Source organism: Leifsonia aquatica (assembly GCF_014190775.1).
Taxonomy (GTDB): Bacteria; Actinomycetota; Actinomycetes; order Actinomycetales; family Microbacteriaceae; genus Leifsonia; species Leifsonia aquatica.
Genome location: NZ_JACHVP010000001.1, coordinates 603844 through 619630, shown reverse-complemented (window position 1 = coordinate 619630; position 15787 = coordinate 603844). Strand labels below are relative to the sequence as shown.

General features: G+C 71.6%; 16 protein-coding genes. 4 read left to right on the top strand and 12 right to left on the bottom strand.

Annotated features, from left to right (window positions below; translation table 11 throughout):
• Positions 1-16: 16 nt before the first annotated feature.
• Complete coding sequence (locus tag FHX33_RS02910) at positions 17-976, bottom strand: sugar-binding transcriptional regulator (RefSeq protein ID WP_081704065.1); 960 nt, start codon at positions 974-976, stop codon at positions 17-19.
• A gap of 73 nt (positions 977-1049) precedes the next feature.
• Between FHX33_RS02910 and FHX33_RS02905 the strand changes: the two genes are divergently transcribed.
• A complete protein-coding gene (locus FHX33_RS02905; RefSeq protein WP_021764623.1) occupies positions 1050-2000 on the top strand; it encodes an ROK family protein in 951 nt (316 codons plus the stop codon).
• Between the two features lie 98 nt (positions 2001-2098).
• Here FHX33_RS02905 and FHX33_RS02900 read toward each other — a convergent pair whose 3' ends face one another.
• The 6 genes from FHX33_RS02900 to FHX33_RS02875 are packed head-to-tail and all read right to left on the bottom strand — an operon-like array spanning position 2099 to position 6676.
• Entirely contained in the window at positions 2099-3316 is a 1218-nt protein-coding gene (locus FHX33_RS02900; RefSeq protein WP_183428139.1) for an MFS transporter, read from the bottom strand.
• Complete coding sequence (locus FHX33_RS02895) at positions 3313-4254, bottom strand: bifunctional riboflavin kinase/FAD synthetase (RefSeq protein ID WP_021763421.1); 942 nt, start codon at positions 4252-4254, stop codon at positions 3313-3315. The genes FHX33_RS02900 and FHX33_RS02895 overlap by 4 nt, the downstream gene beginning before the upstream one ends.
• Positions 4251-4724 carry a hypothetical protein gene (locus FHX33_RS02890; RefSeq protein ID WP_021763420.1) on the bottom strand — a complete coding sequence of 158 codons (474 nt, stop codon included), beginning with the start codon at positions 4722-4724 and terminating at the stop codon, positions 4251-4253. Before FHX33_RS02890 ends, FHX33_RS02895 begins: the two co-directional genes overlap by 4 nt.
• Before the next feature lie 49 nt (positions 4725-4773).
• Positions 4774-5142, bottom strand: a complete 369-nt coding sequence (locus tag FHX33_RS02885; RefSeq protein WP_021763419.1) for a hypothetical protein — start codon at positions 5140-5142, stop codon at positions 4774-4776.
• Entirely contained in the window at positions 5139-6047 is a 909-nt protein-coding gene (gene truB, locus FHX33_RS02880; RefSeq protein ID WP_021763418.1) for a tRNA pseudouridine(55) synthase TruB, read from the bottom strand. Before truB ends, FHX33_RS02885 begins: the two co-directional genes overlap by 4 nt.
• Positions 6044-6676 (bottom strand): TetR/AcrR family transcriptional regulator, encoded by a 633-nt coding sequence (locus FHX33_RS02875; protein ID WP_021763417.1) that lies wholly within the window; start codon positions 6674-6676, stop codon positions 6044-6046. The genes truB and FHX33_RS02875 overlap by 4 nt, the downstream gene beginning before the upstream one ends.
• Before the next feature lie 94 nt (positions 6677-6770).
• Between FHX33_RS02875 and FHX33_RS02870 the strand changes: the two genes are divergently transcribed.
• Together FHX33_RS02870 and FHX33_RS02865 are read left to right on the top strand one after the other, a co-directional pair.
• Positions 6771-8276 carry a DHA2 family efflux MFS transporter permease subunit gene (locus FHX33_RS02870; RefSeq protein WP_246396862.1) on the top strand — a complete coding sequence of 502 codons (1506 nt, stop codon included), beginning with the start codon at positions 6771-6773 and terminating at the stop codon, positions 8274-8276.
• Positions 8277-8343: 67 nt separating this feature from the next.
• Positions 8344-9351, top strand: coding sequence for a 2-dehydropantoate 2-reductase (locus FHX33_RS02865; RefSeq protein ID WP_183428138.1), 1008 nt, complete (start codon positions 8344-8346; stop codon positions 9349-9351).
• A 4-nt stretch (positions 9352-9355) separates the two neighbouring features.
• Here the strand turns inward: FHX33_RS02865 and FHX33_RS02860 are convergent, their stop codons facing one another.
• Complete coding sequence (locus FHX33_RS02860; RefSeq protein ID WP_021763789.1) at positions 9356-9934, bottom strand: nucleoside/nucleotide kinase family protein; 579 nt, start codon at positions 9932-9934, stop codon at positions 9356-9358.
• Between the two features lie 42 nt (positions 9935-9976).
• On the opposite strand from FHX33_RS02860, the gene FHX33_RS02855 reads away from it, so the two are divergent.
• The gene (locus FHX33_RS02855; protein WP_021763788.1) at positions 9977-10846 is read left to right on the top strand and encodes an HhH-GPD family protein; all 870 of its coding nucleotides are present in this window, start codon (positions 9977-9979) and stop codon (positions 10844-10846) included.
• Between the two features lie 65 nt (positions 10847-10911).
• Here FHX33_RS02855 and rbfA read toward each other — a convergent pair whose 3' ends face one another.
• From rbfA to nusA, 4 genes are all read right to left on the bottom strand, one after another.
• Positions 10912-11382, bottom strand: a complete 471-nt coding sequence (gene rbfA, locus FHX33_RS02850) for a 30S ribosome-binding factor RbfA (protein ID WP_021763787.1) — start codon at positions 11380-11382, stop codon at positions 10912-10914.
• Positions 11383-11462: 80 nt separating this feature from the next.
• Complete coding sequence (gene infB / locus FHX33_RS02845) at positions 11463-14273, bottom strand: translation initiation factor IF-2 (protein ID WP_183428137.1); 2811 nt, start codon at positions 14271-14273, stop codon at positions 11463-11465.
• Between the two features lie 80 nt (positions 14274-14353).
• A complete protein-coding gene (locus FHX33_RS02840) occupies positions 14354-14629 on the bottom strand; it encodes a YlxR family protein (protein ID WP_081703873.1) in 276 nt (91 codons plus the stop codon).
• Between the two features lie 34 nt (positions 14630-14663).
• Entirely contained in the window at positions 14664-15677 is a 1014-nt protein-coding gene (nusA, locus tag FHX33_RS02835) for a transcription termination factor NusA (RefSeq protein ID WP_021758001.1), read from the bottom strand.
• Positions 15678-15787 lie beyond the last annotated feature (110 nt).

The following is a 15787-nucleotide window of genomic DNA, read 5'->3' as shown; positions in this document are numbered from 1 at the left end:
TCCTTACTGGTTCTGCTCACGAGCCCGGCTGGCTGCGGCCGAGGAGGTCGTTCGCGGTGGCTTCGTCGGTGATGATGGTGGTGCACAGGCCGCTCGCGACGACGGCGTGCGCGACCTGGTGCTTGGCTTCGCCCGCGATGACGGCGATGCTCGTGCGCGCGTTCCGCAGCTCTTCGAGCGAGAGGCCGAGGGTGCGGCCGTCGAGCTCGGGATCGGCAACCTCGCCGGTGCCGGTGATGAACCGGCCGACGACGTCGCCGACGGCACCCTTGTCCGCCAGGCCGGTGACGTCCTCCGGGGAGAGGTAGCCGGAGTCGACGTGGACGGAGCTGGTGTCGACGACACCGGCGCTGAAGAGGAAGGCGCTCGCGCCGCGCGCGAGGTCGAGCACGGACTGCACCGAGCGGTCGGCCTCGATCGCGCGGCGGGTGGCCGCATGCTCGAAGATCGCCGGGCTCGGCAGCAGCGTCGCGGTGCCCTGCGCCTTGCGCGCGATGACGACCGCGGTGTCGGCCGCCGCCGTCGCCTGGCGGGTGCTGGACACGCTGCCGTTGATCTGCACGGGGTTGACGCCGACGGCCCAGCCCGGGCGCAGCCGGGCGGCGACCGCGTGCAGCGTGCGGCCCCAGCTGACGCCGAGCGTCCGCGGCACGGGACGGAGGGTGGTGAGGTAGTCCGCAGCGGCCTGCGCGACGCGCGCCTGCGTCTCGGACTCGGTCTCCGCGGCGGGGACGACGACTGCGTCCTCCAGGCCGTAGAAGCCGCACAGCTCACGCTCGAGGGAGAACCGCCTGGCGCTCGGATGCACGATCTCGATGCGCACGAAGCCGTGCTCGCGCGCCGCCACCAGGAGCCGGCCGACCTTCCATCGGCTCACGTTGAGGGCGACGCCGATCTCGTCCTGCGTCTTGCCCGCCTCGTAGTACAGCTCTGCGGCTTTGACGGCGAGGATCTCGTCGGTATCGTTCAGGGCCACGTTCACAGCCTAAGACGTGAGCAACCTTTGCGCACGCGTTGCTCAAATGAGCAGGAGGGGATCGTCTAGGGTAATGGTCGTGTCCACACCCCTCGCTCTCGCCGTCGACTTCGGCGGCACGAAGGTCGAGGCGGCGCTCGTCGACGCCGACGGCCGGCTCGTGCCCGACTCCCGCTTCCGCCGCCCGACCGGCCGCACCGCGACGGTCGACGATCTGGAGGCCTCCGTCGGCGGTGTCGTGCGCGACGCGCTCGCCTCCCTCCCCGAGGGGGCGGAGATCGTCGGCGTCGGCATCGGCTGCGCCGGACCGATCGACCGCGTCCGCGGCCTGGTCTCGCCGCTCAACGTGCCGCACTGGCGCGACTACCCCATGCGCGACTTCATCGGGGCGGAGGTCCGCTCAGCCGGCCTCGACGTCCCGGTGACGCTCGAGATGGACGGCGTCGCGATCACGATGGCCGAGCACTGGGTCGGCGCGGCCCAGGGCGTCGACAACGTCATGGGGATGGTCATCTCGACCGGCATCGGCGGCGGCCTCATCGTCGGCGGCCGGGTCATCACCGGCCCGACCGGCAATGCCGGGCACATCGGGCACGTGGAGGTCGGCGACATCCGCGGCGAGGACACCTTCGGCAACCCGTACGCACTGGAGGCCATGGCCTCCGGCCCGCACACCGTCGCGTGGGCGCAGAAGCACGGCTTCACGGGCACGACGGGCGAGGAGCTCGCCGCGGCCTACGCCGCCGGCGACGAGATCGCCCGGCACGCGATCGCCCGCACCGGGCGCGCGGTCGGCCACGCCATCGCCTCGGCGACGGCCCTCCTCGATCTCGAGCTCGTCGCCATCGGCGGCGGCTTCTCGCACTCGACTCCCGACCTCTTCACGCACATGCGCGAGGTCATCGAGAAGCACTACTTCCCGTTCGTGCGCAAGGTGCGCATCGTCCCGTCGGCGCTTTCGTCCGAGGGGCCGCTCATCGGAGCGGCAGCCCTCATCCACCGAGCGAACCTGCTCCCCGCCTAGCGGACACCCCCACCCTCGCCTCGCCTCGCCTCGCCGAGACGGCACGAATTCGCGCGAACGGTGCCGAGACGGCGGAGAATCCGCCGCCTCGGTGCGCGTCAGCGGTCTTCGAGCGCGCGCGGACGCGCGACGACCGCCCCCGCGGCCGCGGCCGCGAGCGCCGTCACCGTGAGGACGATCAGCGGTACGGTCCAGGCGCCCGTCGTCTGGTGCAGGAGGCCGACCACGAGCGGACCGAGCGCGCCCAGCGTGTAGCCGACACCCTGCGTGAAGCCGCTCAGCGCGACCGACCCGGCGTGCGTGCGCGTGCGCATGTTGATCAGCACGAGCACCAGCGGGAAGAGCAGCGGGCCGAGCCCGGCGAACGTCACCCACAGCCAGGTGGCGGCGCCCGGCGCGAGGATCAGCCCGAGGTACCCGGCGACGAAGAACGCGACGGCGAGATAGATCAGCCCGGCGACGCTGCGCAGCCGCGCGGCGAGCAGGGGCACCAGCAGTCCGGCCGGGATGCCCATCCCGGCGTACACGGAGAGCAGCGCTCCCGCCTCCGCCGGCGGGGTGCCGGCGACGTCGTGCAGGATCTGCGGCAGCCAGGCGAACATCGCGTACGCGTTCAGGCTCGAGACGGCGAAGACGATCGCCATCGCCCAGGCCAGCGGCGAGTGCCAGACCTTCCCGACCATCGCGGGCGGGGCGCCCTCCACCTCCACGTCGTGCGCGGGATGCGCCGGGCGGTGGGAGATCAGGATGCGCAGCCACGGCAGCACGGCGAGCAGGCTGACGGCCGCCCACATCCCGACCGACACGTGCCAGCCCGCCGCGTCGGCGACCGGCACCGCGATGAGCAGGGGCAGCAGCGTGCTCACCGACATCACGGTCGCGTAGAGCGACGTGACGAGGCCGATGCGGTCCGGGAAGTAGCGTTTGACCAGCGGGGGCAGCAGCACGTTCCCGACGCCCATGCCCGCGAAGGTGAGGGCGGAGCCGAGCGCGAGCACGACGAAGGACGGCGCCGAGGCGCGCAGCAGGTGCCCGGCCAGCATGACGCCGAGGGCGCTCAGCATCACCGCCTCGAGGCTGAGCCGGCGGGTGAACGTCGGCGCGATCAGACCGAACACGGCGAAGCAGATCGGCGGCAGCATCCCGAGCAGCCCGACGCCCAGACTGCTGACCGGGAACTCGGTGCGGATCTCGGCGTAGATCGGCGACAGGGCGGCGACGGCGGTGCGGAGGTTCGCGGCGACGAGCAGGATGCCGATGAGCGCGATGGCGCGCCCGTGCCAGAGCGGCCGCGCACCGGGCGCGGGGGCGCTCACGCGGGCTCGGCCGAGAGGATGCCGCGCGCCTTCTCGACGTCGTCGGCGATCTGGGCGATCAGCGGTTCGACGCCCTGGTAAGCGACCATGCCGCGGATGCGCTCCACGAACGAGACCTCGACGCAGTGGCCGTAGAGGTCGAGCTCGCGGTCGAGCACGTAGGCCTCGACCTGCTTGTGCGGCACGCCCTCGAAGGTCGGGTTGTTGCCGACCGAGATGGCGGCGGGATAGGTCTCGTCGCCGTCCGTCAGCCAGCCGGCGTAGACGCCGTCGGCGGGGATGAGCCCCTCGGATTCGGGCGACAGGTTGGCCGTCGGGTAGCCGAGCTCGCGGCCGCGGGCCGCACCGTGCACGACGACGCCGCGCAGGGTCGGTATGTGGCCGAGCAGCTCGGCTGCGTGCGCGACATCGCCGTCGGCGAGGAGCTCGCGGATCCAGGTGGAGGAGACGCGCCGGCCGTGCTCGGGCCGCACGTCGTCGATCAGCTCGACCGCGAAGCCGTACTTCTCCCCCAGCTCGCGCAGCAGGCGCACGTCGCCGGCGCCGCGGTGGCCGAAGCGGAAGTCGCTGCCGACGAGCACCTCGGCGGCGTGCAGCCGGTCGACCAGGATGCGGTGGACGAACTCCTCCGGCTCGAGGGCGGCGAGCGCCTGGTCGAAGGCGACCATCAGGGTCGCGTCGATGCCGGTGCCGGAGAGCAGGTCGAGCTTCTGCCCGTTGCTCACCAGCGAGGCCGGGCACTTCTCGGGGGCGAGCAGCTCGAGCGGGTTGCGGTCGAAGGTGATCACGGCGGCGGTGAGCCCGCGGTCGGCCGCGACCTCCCGCAGCCGGCCGATGACCGCGCGGTGGCCGGAGTGCACGCCGTCGAACTTGCCGATCGTGACCGCGCTCGGGCCGAAGCCGTCCGGCACCTCCTCGACGGAGCGGAAGACCTTCACGAGGCGTCCGTCCGGGGGCGGTGGCCGCGCAGCCAGATCAGGCCGAGGATCGGCAGTGCGAGCGGGATGAACAGGTAGCCCATCCCGTAGACCGACCAGACCGTCGCGTCACGGCCGAACGGGTCGACGTCGTGCAGCCCCAGGGCCTCGGGGGCGAACAGGCTCAGCGAGCCGACGACCAGCACGCCGACCAGCTCGAAGGTGATCGTGATCCACGCGACCCGGTACCAGACGCGGCCGGGCGCGACGAGGGCGATCGTGGCGACGATGTAGACGACGGCGGCGACGGCGGAGAGCGTGAAGGCGACGGGCGCCTCGTCGAAGCGGTCGATGATCTGGAAGACGCTGCGGCCGGTGGCGGCGAGCGCCAGCACGCCGTAGACGAAGACGAGCACCCGGCCGATGCCGGAGATGCGCCGCTTCGACGGGCGCTGCACGCGCTCGCTCGCGGACTCGGTGAGGGGAGACATCGAAGACGATTCTATTCGCGTCCGCGGCGGGCTCGCGGCGCGCGCGGGCTCAGGCGCCCTGCACGAACCAGATCTGCCCCATCCGGTACACCATGACGGCGATGGCGAGGCAGACGCCGCCCAGGATGACCGTGCTCCAGCGGTTGCGCTCGATGAGGGCCCAGAAGCCGCCGGCGGCCGGGAGGATGAGCGCCGAGATCAGGTAGATGTAGAACTCGGGGAGGCTGCCGCTCGGCTCGTTCCCGACTGCGGGCGACACGATCGTGACGACGAGCTGGGCGATCAGCAGCAGTTCTACCAGCGCGACGGCGCCCATCGTGAGGTCGTTCGGCACGCGGCCGGCGAAGCCGAGCACGAGGCACAGGAGGCCGGCGGCGCAGGCGACGATCACCTGGACCGTGGTGAACCACTCGATCATGCCGTGGCGATCTCGTCCGTCGGGAAATTCACGAGGGTGCGCGCTTCCTTTCCGCGGAACTCGACGAGCCCCACCAGGTGGCCGGTCGGCGCGACGGCGGCGACCGGGACGCCGCCCGGTCCTTCCCGGTCGGCGAGGTGGATGCGGCGGCCGTGCGTCAGGTCGATCGCCTGCTGCTCGGTGAGGTCGAGGCGCTCGAAGAGCGCCGTGGCCGCGTCCACCGCCGGCAGCAGCGCCGTCTCCGGATCGAGCGTATCGAGGTCGTGGGCGTCGCGCACGTCGTAGTCGCCGACGCGGGTGCGGCGGAGGGCGGACAGGTGGCCGCCGACCCCGAGTCCGGCGCCGAGGTCGCGGGCGAGCGAGCGGATGTAGGTGCCGGACGAGCACACGACGCGCACGTCCAGGTCGATCGCGTCGGCCGAGCGCCGCTCGTCGAGGAGCTCGAACTCGCTCACGGTGACCGCACGCGGCTCGAGCACGACCTCCTCCCCCGCCCGGACGCGGGCGTAGGCACGCTTGCCGTCGACCTTGATGGCGCTGACGGCGCTCGGCACCTGCTGGATCTCGCCCGTCAGCTCGGCGATCCCGGCGCGGATCGCAGCGCCCTCGACCGCGGCGATCTCCCCGGCATCGGCGCGGGCGGTCTCGTCGCCCTCCGCGTCGTCGGTCGTGGTCGTGGAGCCGAGGCGGATGGTCGCGAAGTACTCCTTGTCGGCGCCGACGATGTAGGTGAGGAGCCGGGTGGAGGAGTTCACGCCGACGATGAGGAGGCCGGTCGCCATCGGGTCCAGCGTCCCGGCGTGGCCGACCTTGCGGGTCCCGGCGAGGCGTCGCACCCGTGAGACGACGTCATGGCTCGTCATGCCGCCGGGCTTGTCGACCAGGAGCAGCCCGCTGCCGGTCACGCGTCGGCCCCGGTGGTGTCGAGCACGAGCTGGAGCTTGGTGCGGAACGTGCTCTCGAGCAGCTCGGTCGCGCACGGGTCGTCGCCGTACTCGTCGGGCAGGCGCAGCCCCAGGAGGGTGTTCAGCAGCATCCCCTCGGCCAGGAACGATCGCGCCTCGTCTGCTTCGAATCCGGCGTCCTCGCGGAGCATGCGGTAGATCGCGATGAAGCCGGCGCGCGCCTTGCCGCCGATGACGGGGTCGTGGCCCATCCCGAACGCCTGCATCAGGGAGAGGAGGATGCCGCGGTCCTCGATCAGGTTGACGTACGTGAGCCCGAGGCGGCGGCTGATCTCCTTGCGCTCGCTCTCGTTGTCACCGGCCGGGCGGCCCTGGGCGTTCCACTCCCCGATCGTCTCGGTGAAGGCGACGAGCAGCGTGTCGAGCGCGCGGCCGAGCACCTCGACGAAGAGGTTCTCCTTGCCTCCGAACATCCGCACCACGTAGGGCTGACTGATGCCGGCCGCCTTGGCGATCTGGTCGGTGGTCGCGCCGAAGTAGCCGCGTTCGCCGAACACGCGCCCCGCGGCGCCGAGGATCTGCTCCCGGCGCTCGGCCGAGGGGATCCGCTCGCTGATCTTGTCCGTCACGCTTGACAGGTTATCAGTCGATTACTAAAGTGCGGAGTAATCATTCGATTACAACATTGATTCGGCACCCGATCCGCGAACAGGAAGCCCGCCCATGACCGCAACAGACTCCGCACCGGCCCGCACCATCGCGGGCCACCGCATCCCGGTGTGGCTCGCCATCGTGGCGGCCTCCCTGCCGATGTTCATGGCGACCCTGGACAACCTCGTCGTCACGAGCGCCCTCCCCGTGATCGCCCGCGACCTCAGCGCCTCGATCGAGGAGCTCCAATGGGTCGTCAACGCCTACACCCTCAGCTTCGCGACGCTCATGCTCATGGCCGTCGGCCTGGGCGACCGCTTCGGCCGCCGCAGCGTCTTCCTCGGCGGCATCGTCGTCTTCACCCTCTCCAGCGCGGCGGCGGCCCTCGCCACCGAACCGTGGATGCTCATCACGGCGCGCGCCGTGCAGGGCGCCGGGGCCGCAGCGCTCCTCCCGCTCTCCCTCACCCTGCTCGCCGGCAGCGTGAGCGCGCGCCTCCGCCCGGCCGCCATCGGCATCTGGGGCGGGATCTCCGGCCTCGGCGTCGCGCTCGGCCCGCTCATCGGCGGCGCCGTCGTCGAGGGATGGAACTGGCAGGCGATCTTCTGGCTGAACGTCCCGCTCGGCGTCATCGCCGTGCCACTGGTGCTCCTCGCGCTGCCCAACAGCTTCGGCGCCCGCGTGCGCTCCGACATCGTCGGCCTGCTCCTCGCCGCCCCCGGTGTCTTCGGACTGGTCTACGGCATCGTCCGCGGCAACGACGCGGGCTGGGACAGCGCGGAGGTGCTCATCTCCCTCATCGGCGGCGGCGTGCTGCTGGTGGCGTTCGTGCTCTGGGAGTCGCGCACGCCAGCTCCGCTCCTCCCCCTGCGCCTCTTCCGCGACCGCAGCTTCACCGCGGCGAACCTCGTCGGCATGACGTTCAGCTTCGGGATCTTCGGGGCCGTGTTCATCCTGATCCAGTTCCTCCAAGTGGTGCAGGGGCACACGCCCCTCGAGGCCGGTGTCATGACGATGCCGTGGACGCTCGCCCCGATGATCGTCGCTCCGCTGACCGGTCTCGTCTCGTCGCGGACCGGCACCCGCCTGCCCATCGTCGTCGGACTCGTGCTGCTCACGGTCTCGATGGGCTGGATCGCCCTGACCCTCTCCGCCACCGTCGCCTACTCCGAGATCTGGCCGCCGTTCCTGCTCGCCGGCATCGGGATGGGGCTGGTCTTCGCCCCGAGCTCGACCGCCGTCCTCGCGAACATGCGCCCGGCCGACCACGCGAAGGCGTCCGGAACGAACTCCACCCTGCGCGAGATCGGCGTCGCCCTCGGCGTCGCGGTCCTCACCGCGGTGTTCACGGGGGCGGGTGGCACCCTGACCCCGACCGGCTACGTGGACGCGGCCATCCCGGCCGTCTGGGTCGGCGCGGCCGTGCTCGCCCTCGCCGCCGTGATCGCGCTCGCCCTGCCGGGGCGTCGGCTCGCCGCGCGTCTGGCCGCGGCCGCCGCCGACCACGAGGCGGAGGACACCGCGTCGGGATCCGCCGCCGCTCCGGTCGACGCCCCCACGGCCATCCCGATCGCCTGACCGTTCCGATCGCCGACCACCGATCCGCACGCCGTCCGGCCGACGCACTCGTCGTAGGCTGGACGTCGTGCGGATCGGCGTCATCGGAGCAGGAGCGATCGGCGGCGCCGTCGCGGCGCTGCTCGACCGCGTCGGACATCTCGTCGAAGTGACCGCCCGCGGCGACCACCTCGCGGCCATCCGCGCGGACGGGCTCCGCCTCGACGGCGGCTGGGGCGAGCACATCGCCCGCGTGGAGGCGGCGGAGACGCTGCAGACCGCACCCGAGCTGGTCTTCCTCTGCACGAAGGCGCAGGACGCCCGAGCCGCCATCGAGGAGAACGCACACCTCCTGCGCGGCATCACCGTCGTCGTCGTCCAGAACGGCCTCGCCGGTCTGCGCCAGGCCGCCGAGCTGCTGCCGGACGCGAACTGCGTGGGCGCCCTCGCCCTCTACGCCTCCAGCTACCTCTCCCCCGGCCGCATCACCGTGACCACGACCGCCAACACCTACCTCGGCGCGGGCGACGGACCGCCTCCCGCTGCCGCGGTGGAGGCCGCGCGCATCCTCGACGCCGCGATGCCCGCCTTCGCCGTCGAGAACTTCACGGGCTGCCAGTGGACCAAGCTCATCGTCAACCAGGTCAACGCGATGCCCGCGATCACCGGGCTCAGCGCGCAGGAGACACTCGGCGACCGGAGGCTGCGGGCCGTCATCACGGCGAGCATGCAGGAGGCGACGCGAATCGGCCTCGACCGCGGCATCCGCTACGGCAGCATCCAGGGCCTCGATCACCGCATCCTGCGCTTCGTCGCCGGCGCCCCCCGCTGGGCCGCGCAAGCCGTGCCGCTGCTCATGAGGCGGCGGATGGGCGCGACGCCCAACCCCGGCTCGACGCTGCAGAGCATCCGGCGCGGACAGCGCAGCGAGATCGACTACCTGAACGGCGCCGTCGTGGCCGAGGCGGCGGCCATCGGTCGCGCGGCCCCGGTGAACGCCGCGCTCACCGCGCTCGTGCACGAGGTCGAGAGCTCCGGCGCCTTCATCCCGCCGGAGGCGGTCGCCGCGCGCCTCCGCCCGCTGCTGCAGCGCTGAGACGTCAGCGGGCCACGCGCACCGGATGCGCCGGGTCGGAGTCGTCCACCAGGATGTCCGCCACCTCGGCCGGCCGCGCCTCCCGCTCGTACAGCTCCCACTCGGGCGCGTTCACCAGCAGCACCGACGCGCTCCATTCGCCGCGCAGCTCGGGTCGCAGCAGGAACTCGCCGTCGATGACGAGCACGGCATCCGGCCCCGCCGACTCCCAGCGGCTCTCGACCGGCACGTCCCGCTCCTCGTCGAAGGCGGCGGTCTGGAAGCCCGCGCTGCCCGCCAGGCGGAACGGGTCCAGCAGCACCCGCCGCAGGGTCACGTAGTCGAACGACGACCGGTAGTAGTCCTCGGGCGTCTCCGGTCCGAGGCGGGTCCGCGCGGCACGCGAGCGGTGGAAGTCGCCGATGGAGGCGCGGAACGTGTCCGCGCCCGCCTCGCGGAACACCTCCGCCAGATCGTCGGCGAAAGCAGCCGTCCCGCCACCGCCGTCCACCGCGACGACGACCCGGCCGAGCGGAGACGCCGCACGGATCGCCCCCACCACCTCCCGGAGGAGCAGCACGCGCGGGGTCGGCGGGAGTCTCATGCCCCGAGCATAGGCCGACCGCCCTGGCACTACCCTCGAAGGATGCGTGACACCTTCGCCGAGACCGTCGTCGACTGGTACCGCGCCAACCGCCGCGACCTGCCGTGGCGCCGCGACGGCTTCACCGCCTGGGGCACCTTGGTCAGCGAGTTCATGCTGCAGCAGACGCCGGTGAACCGCGTCATCCCGCGTCTCGAAGAGTGGCTGGAGCGCTGGCCGACTCCGGCCGACCTCGCCGCCGTGCCGCCCGGCGAGGCCGTGCGCGCCTGGCAGTCCCTCGGCTATCCGCGCCGCGCCCTCTGGCTGCACGCCGCGGCGGTCGCGATCACGGAGCGGCACGGCGGTGTGGTGCCCGACGATGTGACCGAGCTGCTCGCTCTCCCCGGCATCGGCGACTACACCGCCCGCGCCGTCGCGGTCTTCGCGTACGGTGAGCGCCATCCCGTCGTCGACACCAACATCCGGCGCGTGATCGCCCGCGCCGTCGAGGGGCAGGGCGAGCCCGGTCCGCCGAGCGCGCGGCGCGACCTCGCGGCGATGGAGGCTCTGCTCCCGGACGATCGACCGGCTGCGGCCGCCTTCAACGCCGGCATGATGGAGCTCGGCGCGATCGTGTGCGTCGCCCGCACCCCGCGCTGCGACGGATGCCCGCTGGCAGCGACGTGCGCCTGGCGGGCGGCCGGCTATCCGGCCTACGACGGGCCGCGCAAAGCCGTGCAGAAGAAGTACGAGGGCAGCGACCGCCAGGTGCGCGGACTCATCATGGCCGAGCTGCGCGCGTCGCACATCCCGGTGACCGCAGCCGAGCTCGATGGCGTCTGGCCCGACGCGGCCCAGCGGGACCGCGCGCTGGCGGGCCTGCTCGCCGACGGTCTGGCCGTCGAAGCGCAGGGCGGCTACACCCTTCCCTAACCGAGGTTCACGTCCTTGCGGTCAAACCGGCCGGAATGAGCGCAACGACGTGAACCTCGACGGGGTCATTCCTCTTCGTCAGCCTCGTCGGCCTCGTCAGCCTCGTCGTCGTCGAGGTCGCGCGGCTTGACGTACGGGTCCTCGTCGCCGGCGTAGACGGCACCGGCCGCGAGCCCCGCCACCGCGGTGTCGCGCTCGCGCGCCTCGCGGAGCAGGTCCTCGATGTGCGCGGCGTTCTCCGGGATGGCGTCGAGCTGGAACTCCAGCGTCGGCGTCAGCCGGGCGGTGATGTTCTTGCCGACCTCGGTGCGGAGCAGGCCGGTCGCGGCCTTGAGCGCCGCCGCCGTGCCCTCGCGCTCCTCGTCGGTGCCGTAGACCGTGTAGAACACGGTCGCGTGCTGCAGGTCACCCGTCACCTGGACGTCCGTGATCGTCACGAAACCGAGACGGGGATCGCGCAGACCGCGGTCGAGCCGCTTGGCGATGATGACCTTGATTCTGTCGGCGAGCTTCCTCGCGCGTGCCGGGTCGGCCATGAGTGCTTCTCCTTCGTTTCGCAGTGGTGGCGAAGCCGGAAGGCCCGGCGGATGAACCGCCGGGCCTTCTGAGCATCGATCTAGACGCGGGGCTTCTCGCGAAGCTCGGTCGTCTCGATCTCGTCGCCGATCTGGATGTCGTTGTACTTGCCGAGGCCGATACCGGCTTCGAAGTCCGTACGCACCTCGGTGACGTCGTCCTTGAACCGGCGCAGCGACTCGATGGCGAGGTTGTCCCCCACCACGACGCCGTCGCGGATGACGCGCGCCTTGGCGTTGCGCGTGATCGTTCCGGACCGGACGATGACACCGGCGATGTTGCCGAACTTGGAGGAGCGGAACACCTCGCGGATCTCGGCCACACCCGACTGGACCTCTTCGAACTCGGGCTTGAGCATGCCCTTGAGCGAGTTCTCGATGTCCTCGATCGCGTTGTAGATGACCGAGTAGAAGCGCACGTCGACACCCTCGCGGGCAGCGCGCTCGCGGGCCTTGACGTCCGGGCGGACGTTGAAGCCGATCACGATCGCGTTGTCGATGGTCGCCAGGTCGATGTCCGACTCGGTGATCGCACCGACGCCGCGGTGCAGGATGCGCAGCGACACCGAGTCGTCGACCTCGATCTTCATGAGCGACTCCTCCAGCGCCTCCACGGCACCGGACACGTCGCCCTTGATGATGAGGTTGAGCGCCTCGACCTTGCCCTCTTCCAGAGCACGGGTGAAGTCCTCGAGCGAGATGCGCTTGCGGGCCTTCGCCAGCTGCGCGTTGCGCTCGGCGGCCTCGCGCTTCTCGGCGATCTGACGCGCGGTGCGGTCCTCCTCGGTGACGAGGAAGGTGTCACCGGCGCGCGGGACGCTGGAGAGACCCTGCACCTGGACCGGACGCGACGGGGCGGCCTCGAAGACCGGGTCGCCGTTCTCGTCCGCCATGGCGCGCACGCGGCCGTAGGCGGTGCCGGCGACGATCGCGTCGCCGACGCGCAGCGTTCCGGACTGGATGAGCACGGTCGCGACCGCACCGCGGCCCTTGTCGAGCTTGGCCTCGATCGCGACGCCGCGGGCGTCCTTGTTCGGGTTCGCACGCAGGTCGAGACCGGCGTCGGCGGTGAGGAGCACCGCGTCCAGGAGGTCCTGGATGCCGATGTTGTTCCGCGCGGAGACGTCGACGAACATGACGTCGCCGCCGTACTCCTCGGCGACCAGACCGAACTCGGTCAGCTGCTGGCGCACCTTGGCCGGGTTGGCCTCGGGCTTGTCGATCTTGTTGACCGCGACCACGATCGGCACACCGGCCGCCTGGGCGTGGTTGAGCGCCTCCACCGTCTGCGGCATGATGCCGTCGTCGGCCGCGACCACGAGGATCGCGATGTCGGTCACCTGCGCACCACGGGCACGCATGGCGGTGAACGCCTCGTGACCCGGGGTGTCGATGAAGGTGATGGCGCGCTCGATGTTCTCGTGCTCGGTCCACACCTGGTACGCACCGATGTGCTGGGTGATGCCGCCGGCCTCGCCCTCCACCACGTTCGCACTGCGGATGGCGTCGAGCAGTCGCGTCTTACCGTGGTCGACGTGACCCATGACGGTGACCACCGGCGGGCGGATCTCGAGGTCCTCGTCGGACTCGTTCTCCAGCTCGGCGTCGAGGTCGATGTCGAAGCCCTCGAGGAGCTCCTTGTCCTCGTCCTCCGGGGAGACGACCTGGATCTTGTAGCCCAGCTCCTCACCGAGGATCTGGAAGGTGGCCTCGTCGAGAGACTCGGTCGCGGTCGCCATCTCGCCCAGGTGGAAGAGGACGGTGACCAGCGACGCGGGGTTCGCGTCGATCTTGTCGGCGAAGTCGGAGATCGAGGAGCCGCGACGCAGCCGGACGACGGTGTTGCCGTCACCGCGGGGAACGGACACGCCGCCCAGCGACGGGGCCTCCCGCATCTCGAATTCCTGACGCTTCGCGCGCTTCGACTTGCGTGCCTTGCTCTTGCCGCCACCGCGACCGAACGCGCCGGCCGTGCCGCCGCCCGGTCCACGACCGCGACCGCCGCCACCGCCCGGACGGGGACCGGAGAAGCCTCCGGCCGTGCCCGGTGCGCCGCCGGGGCGCTGGAAGCCCGCGCCGCCACCGGCGCCGCCGGGGCGCTGCTGGAAGCCGGGACGAGCGCCGCCGCCCTGGCGGTTGCCGCCGGGACGACCCTGGCCGCCACCCTGACCCGGCGCGCCGATGCGCGGCGAGCCCGGACGCGGCGGAGCGGGGCGCGGGATGTTGCTGGGGGTCGGACGCTGGCCCATGCCCTGCGAGCTCGAGAACGGGTTGTTGCCCGGACGCGGGGTGCTCGGGCGCTGGCCCATGCCCTGGTTGGACGAGTACGGGTTGTTGCCCGGGCGCGGGGCGCCGGGACGCGGGATGCTGCTGTTGCCGCCGGCGCTGCCGCCGGGACGGGGAGCCGACGACGGCTTCACCGCATCGGACGGACCGTCGGCCGGCGTGCCGGCCTGGGGCGCGGCCTCCGTGGCGGTCTGAGCCGCGGCCTTCTCTGCAGCGGCCTTCTCAGCCGCGGCCTTCTCGGCAGCAGCCTGACGCTCGGCGACGGACATCGGCGCCTGCGGCTTCGGAGCGCCGGAATCGGCCTCCGCCTCGGCGGCCTGCGGGCGCGGGCCCGGAGCAGCCGGGCGCGGGCCGGGAGCCGGCGCCTTGGGAGCGGCGGCAGCCGCCTTGTCGGGGGTGAAGCCTTCGGCCTCGAGGGCGGCACGCAGCTTGCGTGCGACCGGGGGCTCGATGCTGGAGGACGGTCCCTTGACGAACTCGCCCATCTCCTTGAGCTTCGCGAGCGCGACCTTGCTGTCGACGCCGAGCTCGCTCGCGACCTCGTGTACGCGTGGTTTTGCAGCCACAATTCTCCTGTCTGGGGCCCACCCCGGACAGGGCAGGCGTTAGTAGCGGACGGAACTCATTTCGAGCCGCTCATCGGTTGTCACTCATGTGAAGTCACTGGTTCTTCAGCCTGTTCTCTCAGTGCGGCCCGGATGGCCGTCGGGTCGAGTGCTCCCTCCACCCTCAGCGCACGCCCGAAGGCCCGCCGCTTGAGGGCGATGTCGAGACACTCGTCGACCGGATGCAGCCACGCGCCTCGCCCGGGGAGCGTGGCGGAGTGATCCACCACGAGTTCCGAATTCCGGGCGACGACCCTCAGAAGAGAGGATCGGGGAGCGCGAGAACGGCATCCGACGCACGTTCTGACAGCTTCCATCTTACACCCGCGCGCCCGGTGACCCGGCGCGCACCTACTCGCGATCGAGGATCGAGTCCGGCTGGATGTCGATCTTCGCGCCCGTGAGCTTCGCGGCGAGGCGGGCGTTCTGCCCCTCCTTGCCGATCGCGAGCGACAGCTGGTAGTCGGGGACGAGCGCGCGGACCGCCTTCAGCGACTCGTCGATGACGAAGGCGCTGGTGACCTTGGCCGGCGAGAGCGCGCTCGCGACGAAGGTCGCGAGGTCGGGCGAGTAGTCGACGATGTCGATCTTCTCGCTGTTCAGCTCGGCGGTGACGGCGCGGACGCGCTGGCCGAGCTCGCCGATGCAGGCGCCCTTGGCGTTCACACCGGGCTCGGTCGCGCGCACGGCGATCTTGGTGCGGTGACCGGCCTCGCGGGCGAGGGAGACGATCTCCACCACGCCGCTGGCGATCTCCGGCACCTCGAGCGCGAACAGCTTGCGGACGAGCGCGGGGTGCGTGCGCGAGACGGTGATCGACGGACCCTTCGGGCCCTTCGCGACGCTCGTGACGTACACGCGGATGCGCGAGCCGTGGGTGTACTCCTCGCCCGGCACCTGCTCCTCGGGCGGCAGGATGGCCTCCACGCTGCCGAGGTCGACGTGGATCATCCGCGGGTTGGGGCCCTGCTGGATCACGCCGGCGACGATGTCGCCCTCGCGGCCGCGGAACTCGCCGAGCACGGCGTCGTCGGCGATGTCGCGCAGACGCTGGTTGATGACCTGCTTGGCCGCGAAGGCCGCGATGCGGCCGAAGTCGCTGGGGCTGTCCTCGGCCTCGCCGATGACGTTGCCCTCGTCATCGAGCTCGGGTACGTAGACGGTCACATGGCCGGTCTTGCGGTCGAGCTGCACGCGCGCGGCGGGGGCCTCGTCGGTGTGGCCGTGACCGTGCTTGTGCTCGGCCTGGTTGGTGTGCTTCAGGTAGGCGGTCAGGATCGCCTGCTCGATGATGTGCACCAGTTCGTCGAACGGGATCTCTTTCTCGCGCTCCATGAGACGCAAGACGCTGAGGTCGATGTCCATGCCGGCCTCCTCTATTCACATTGCGCCGCTGCGCGACGGCGCGGCGGACTCGGATATCTACGGTACCTGAGTTTCGGCGGCGGCGGGACCCTCGTCCGCTCCCGCCTCGA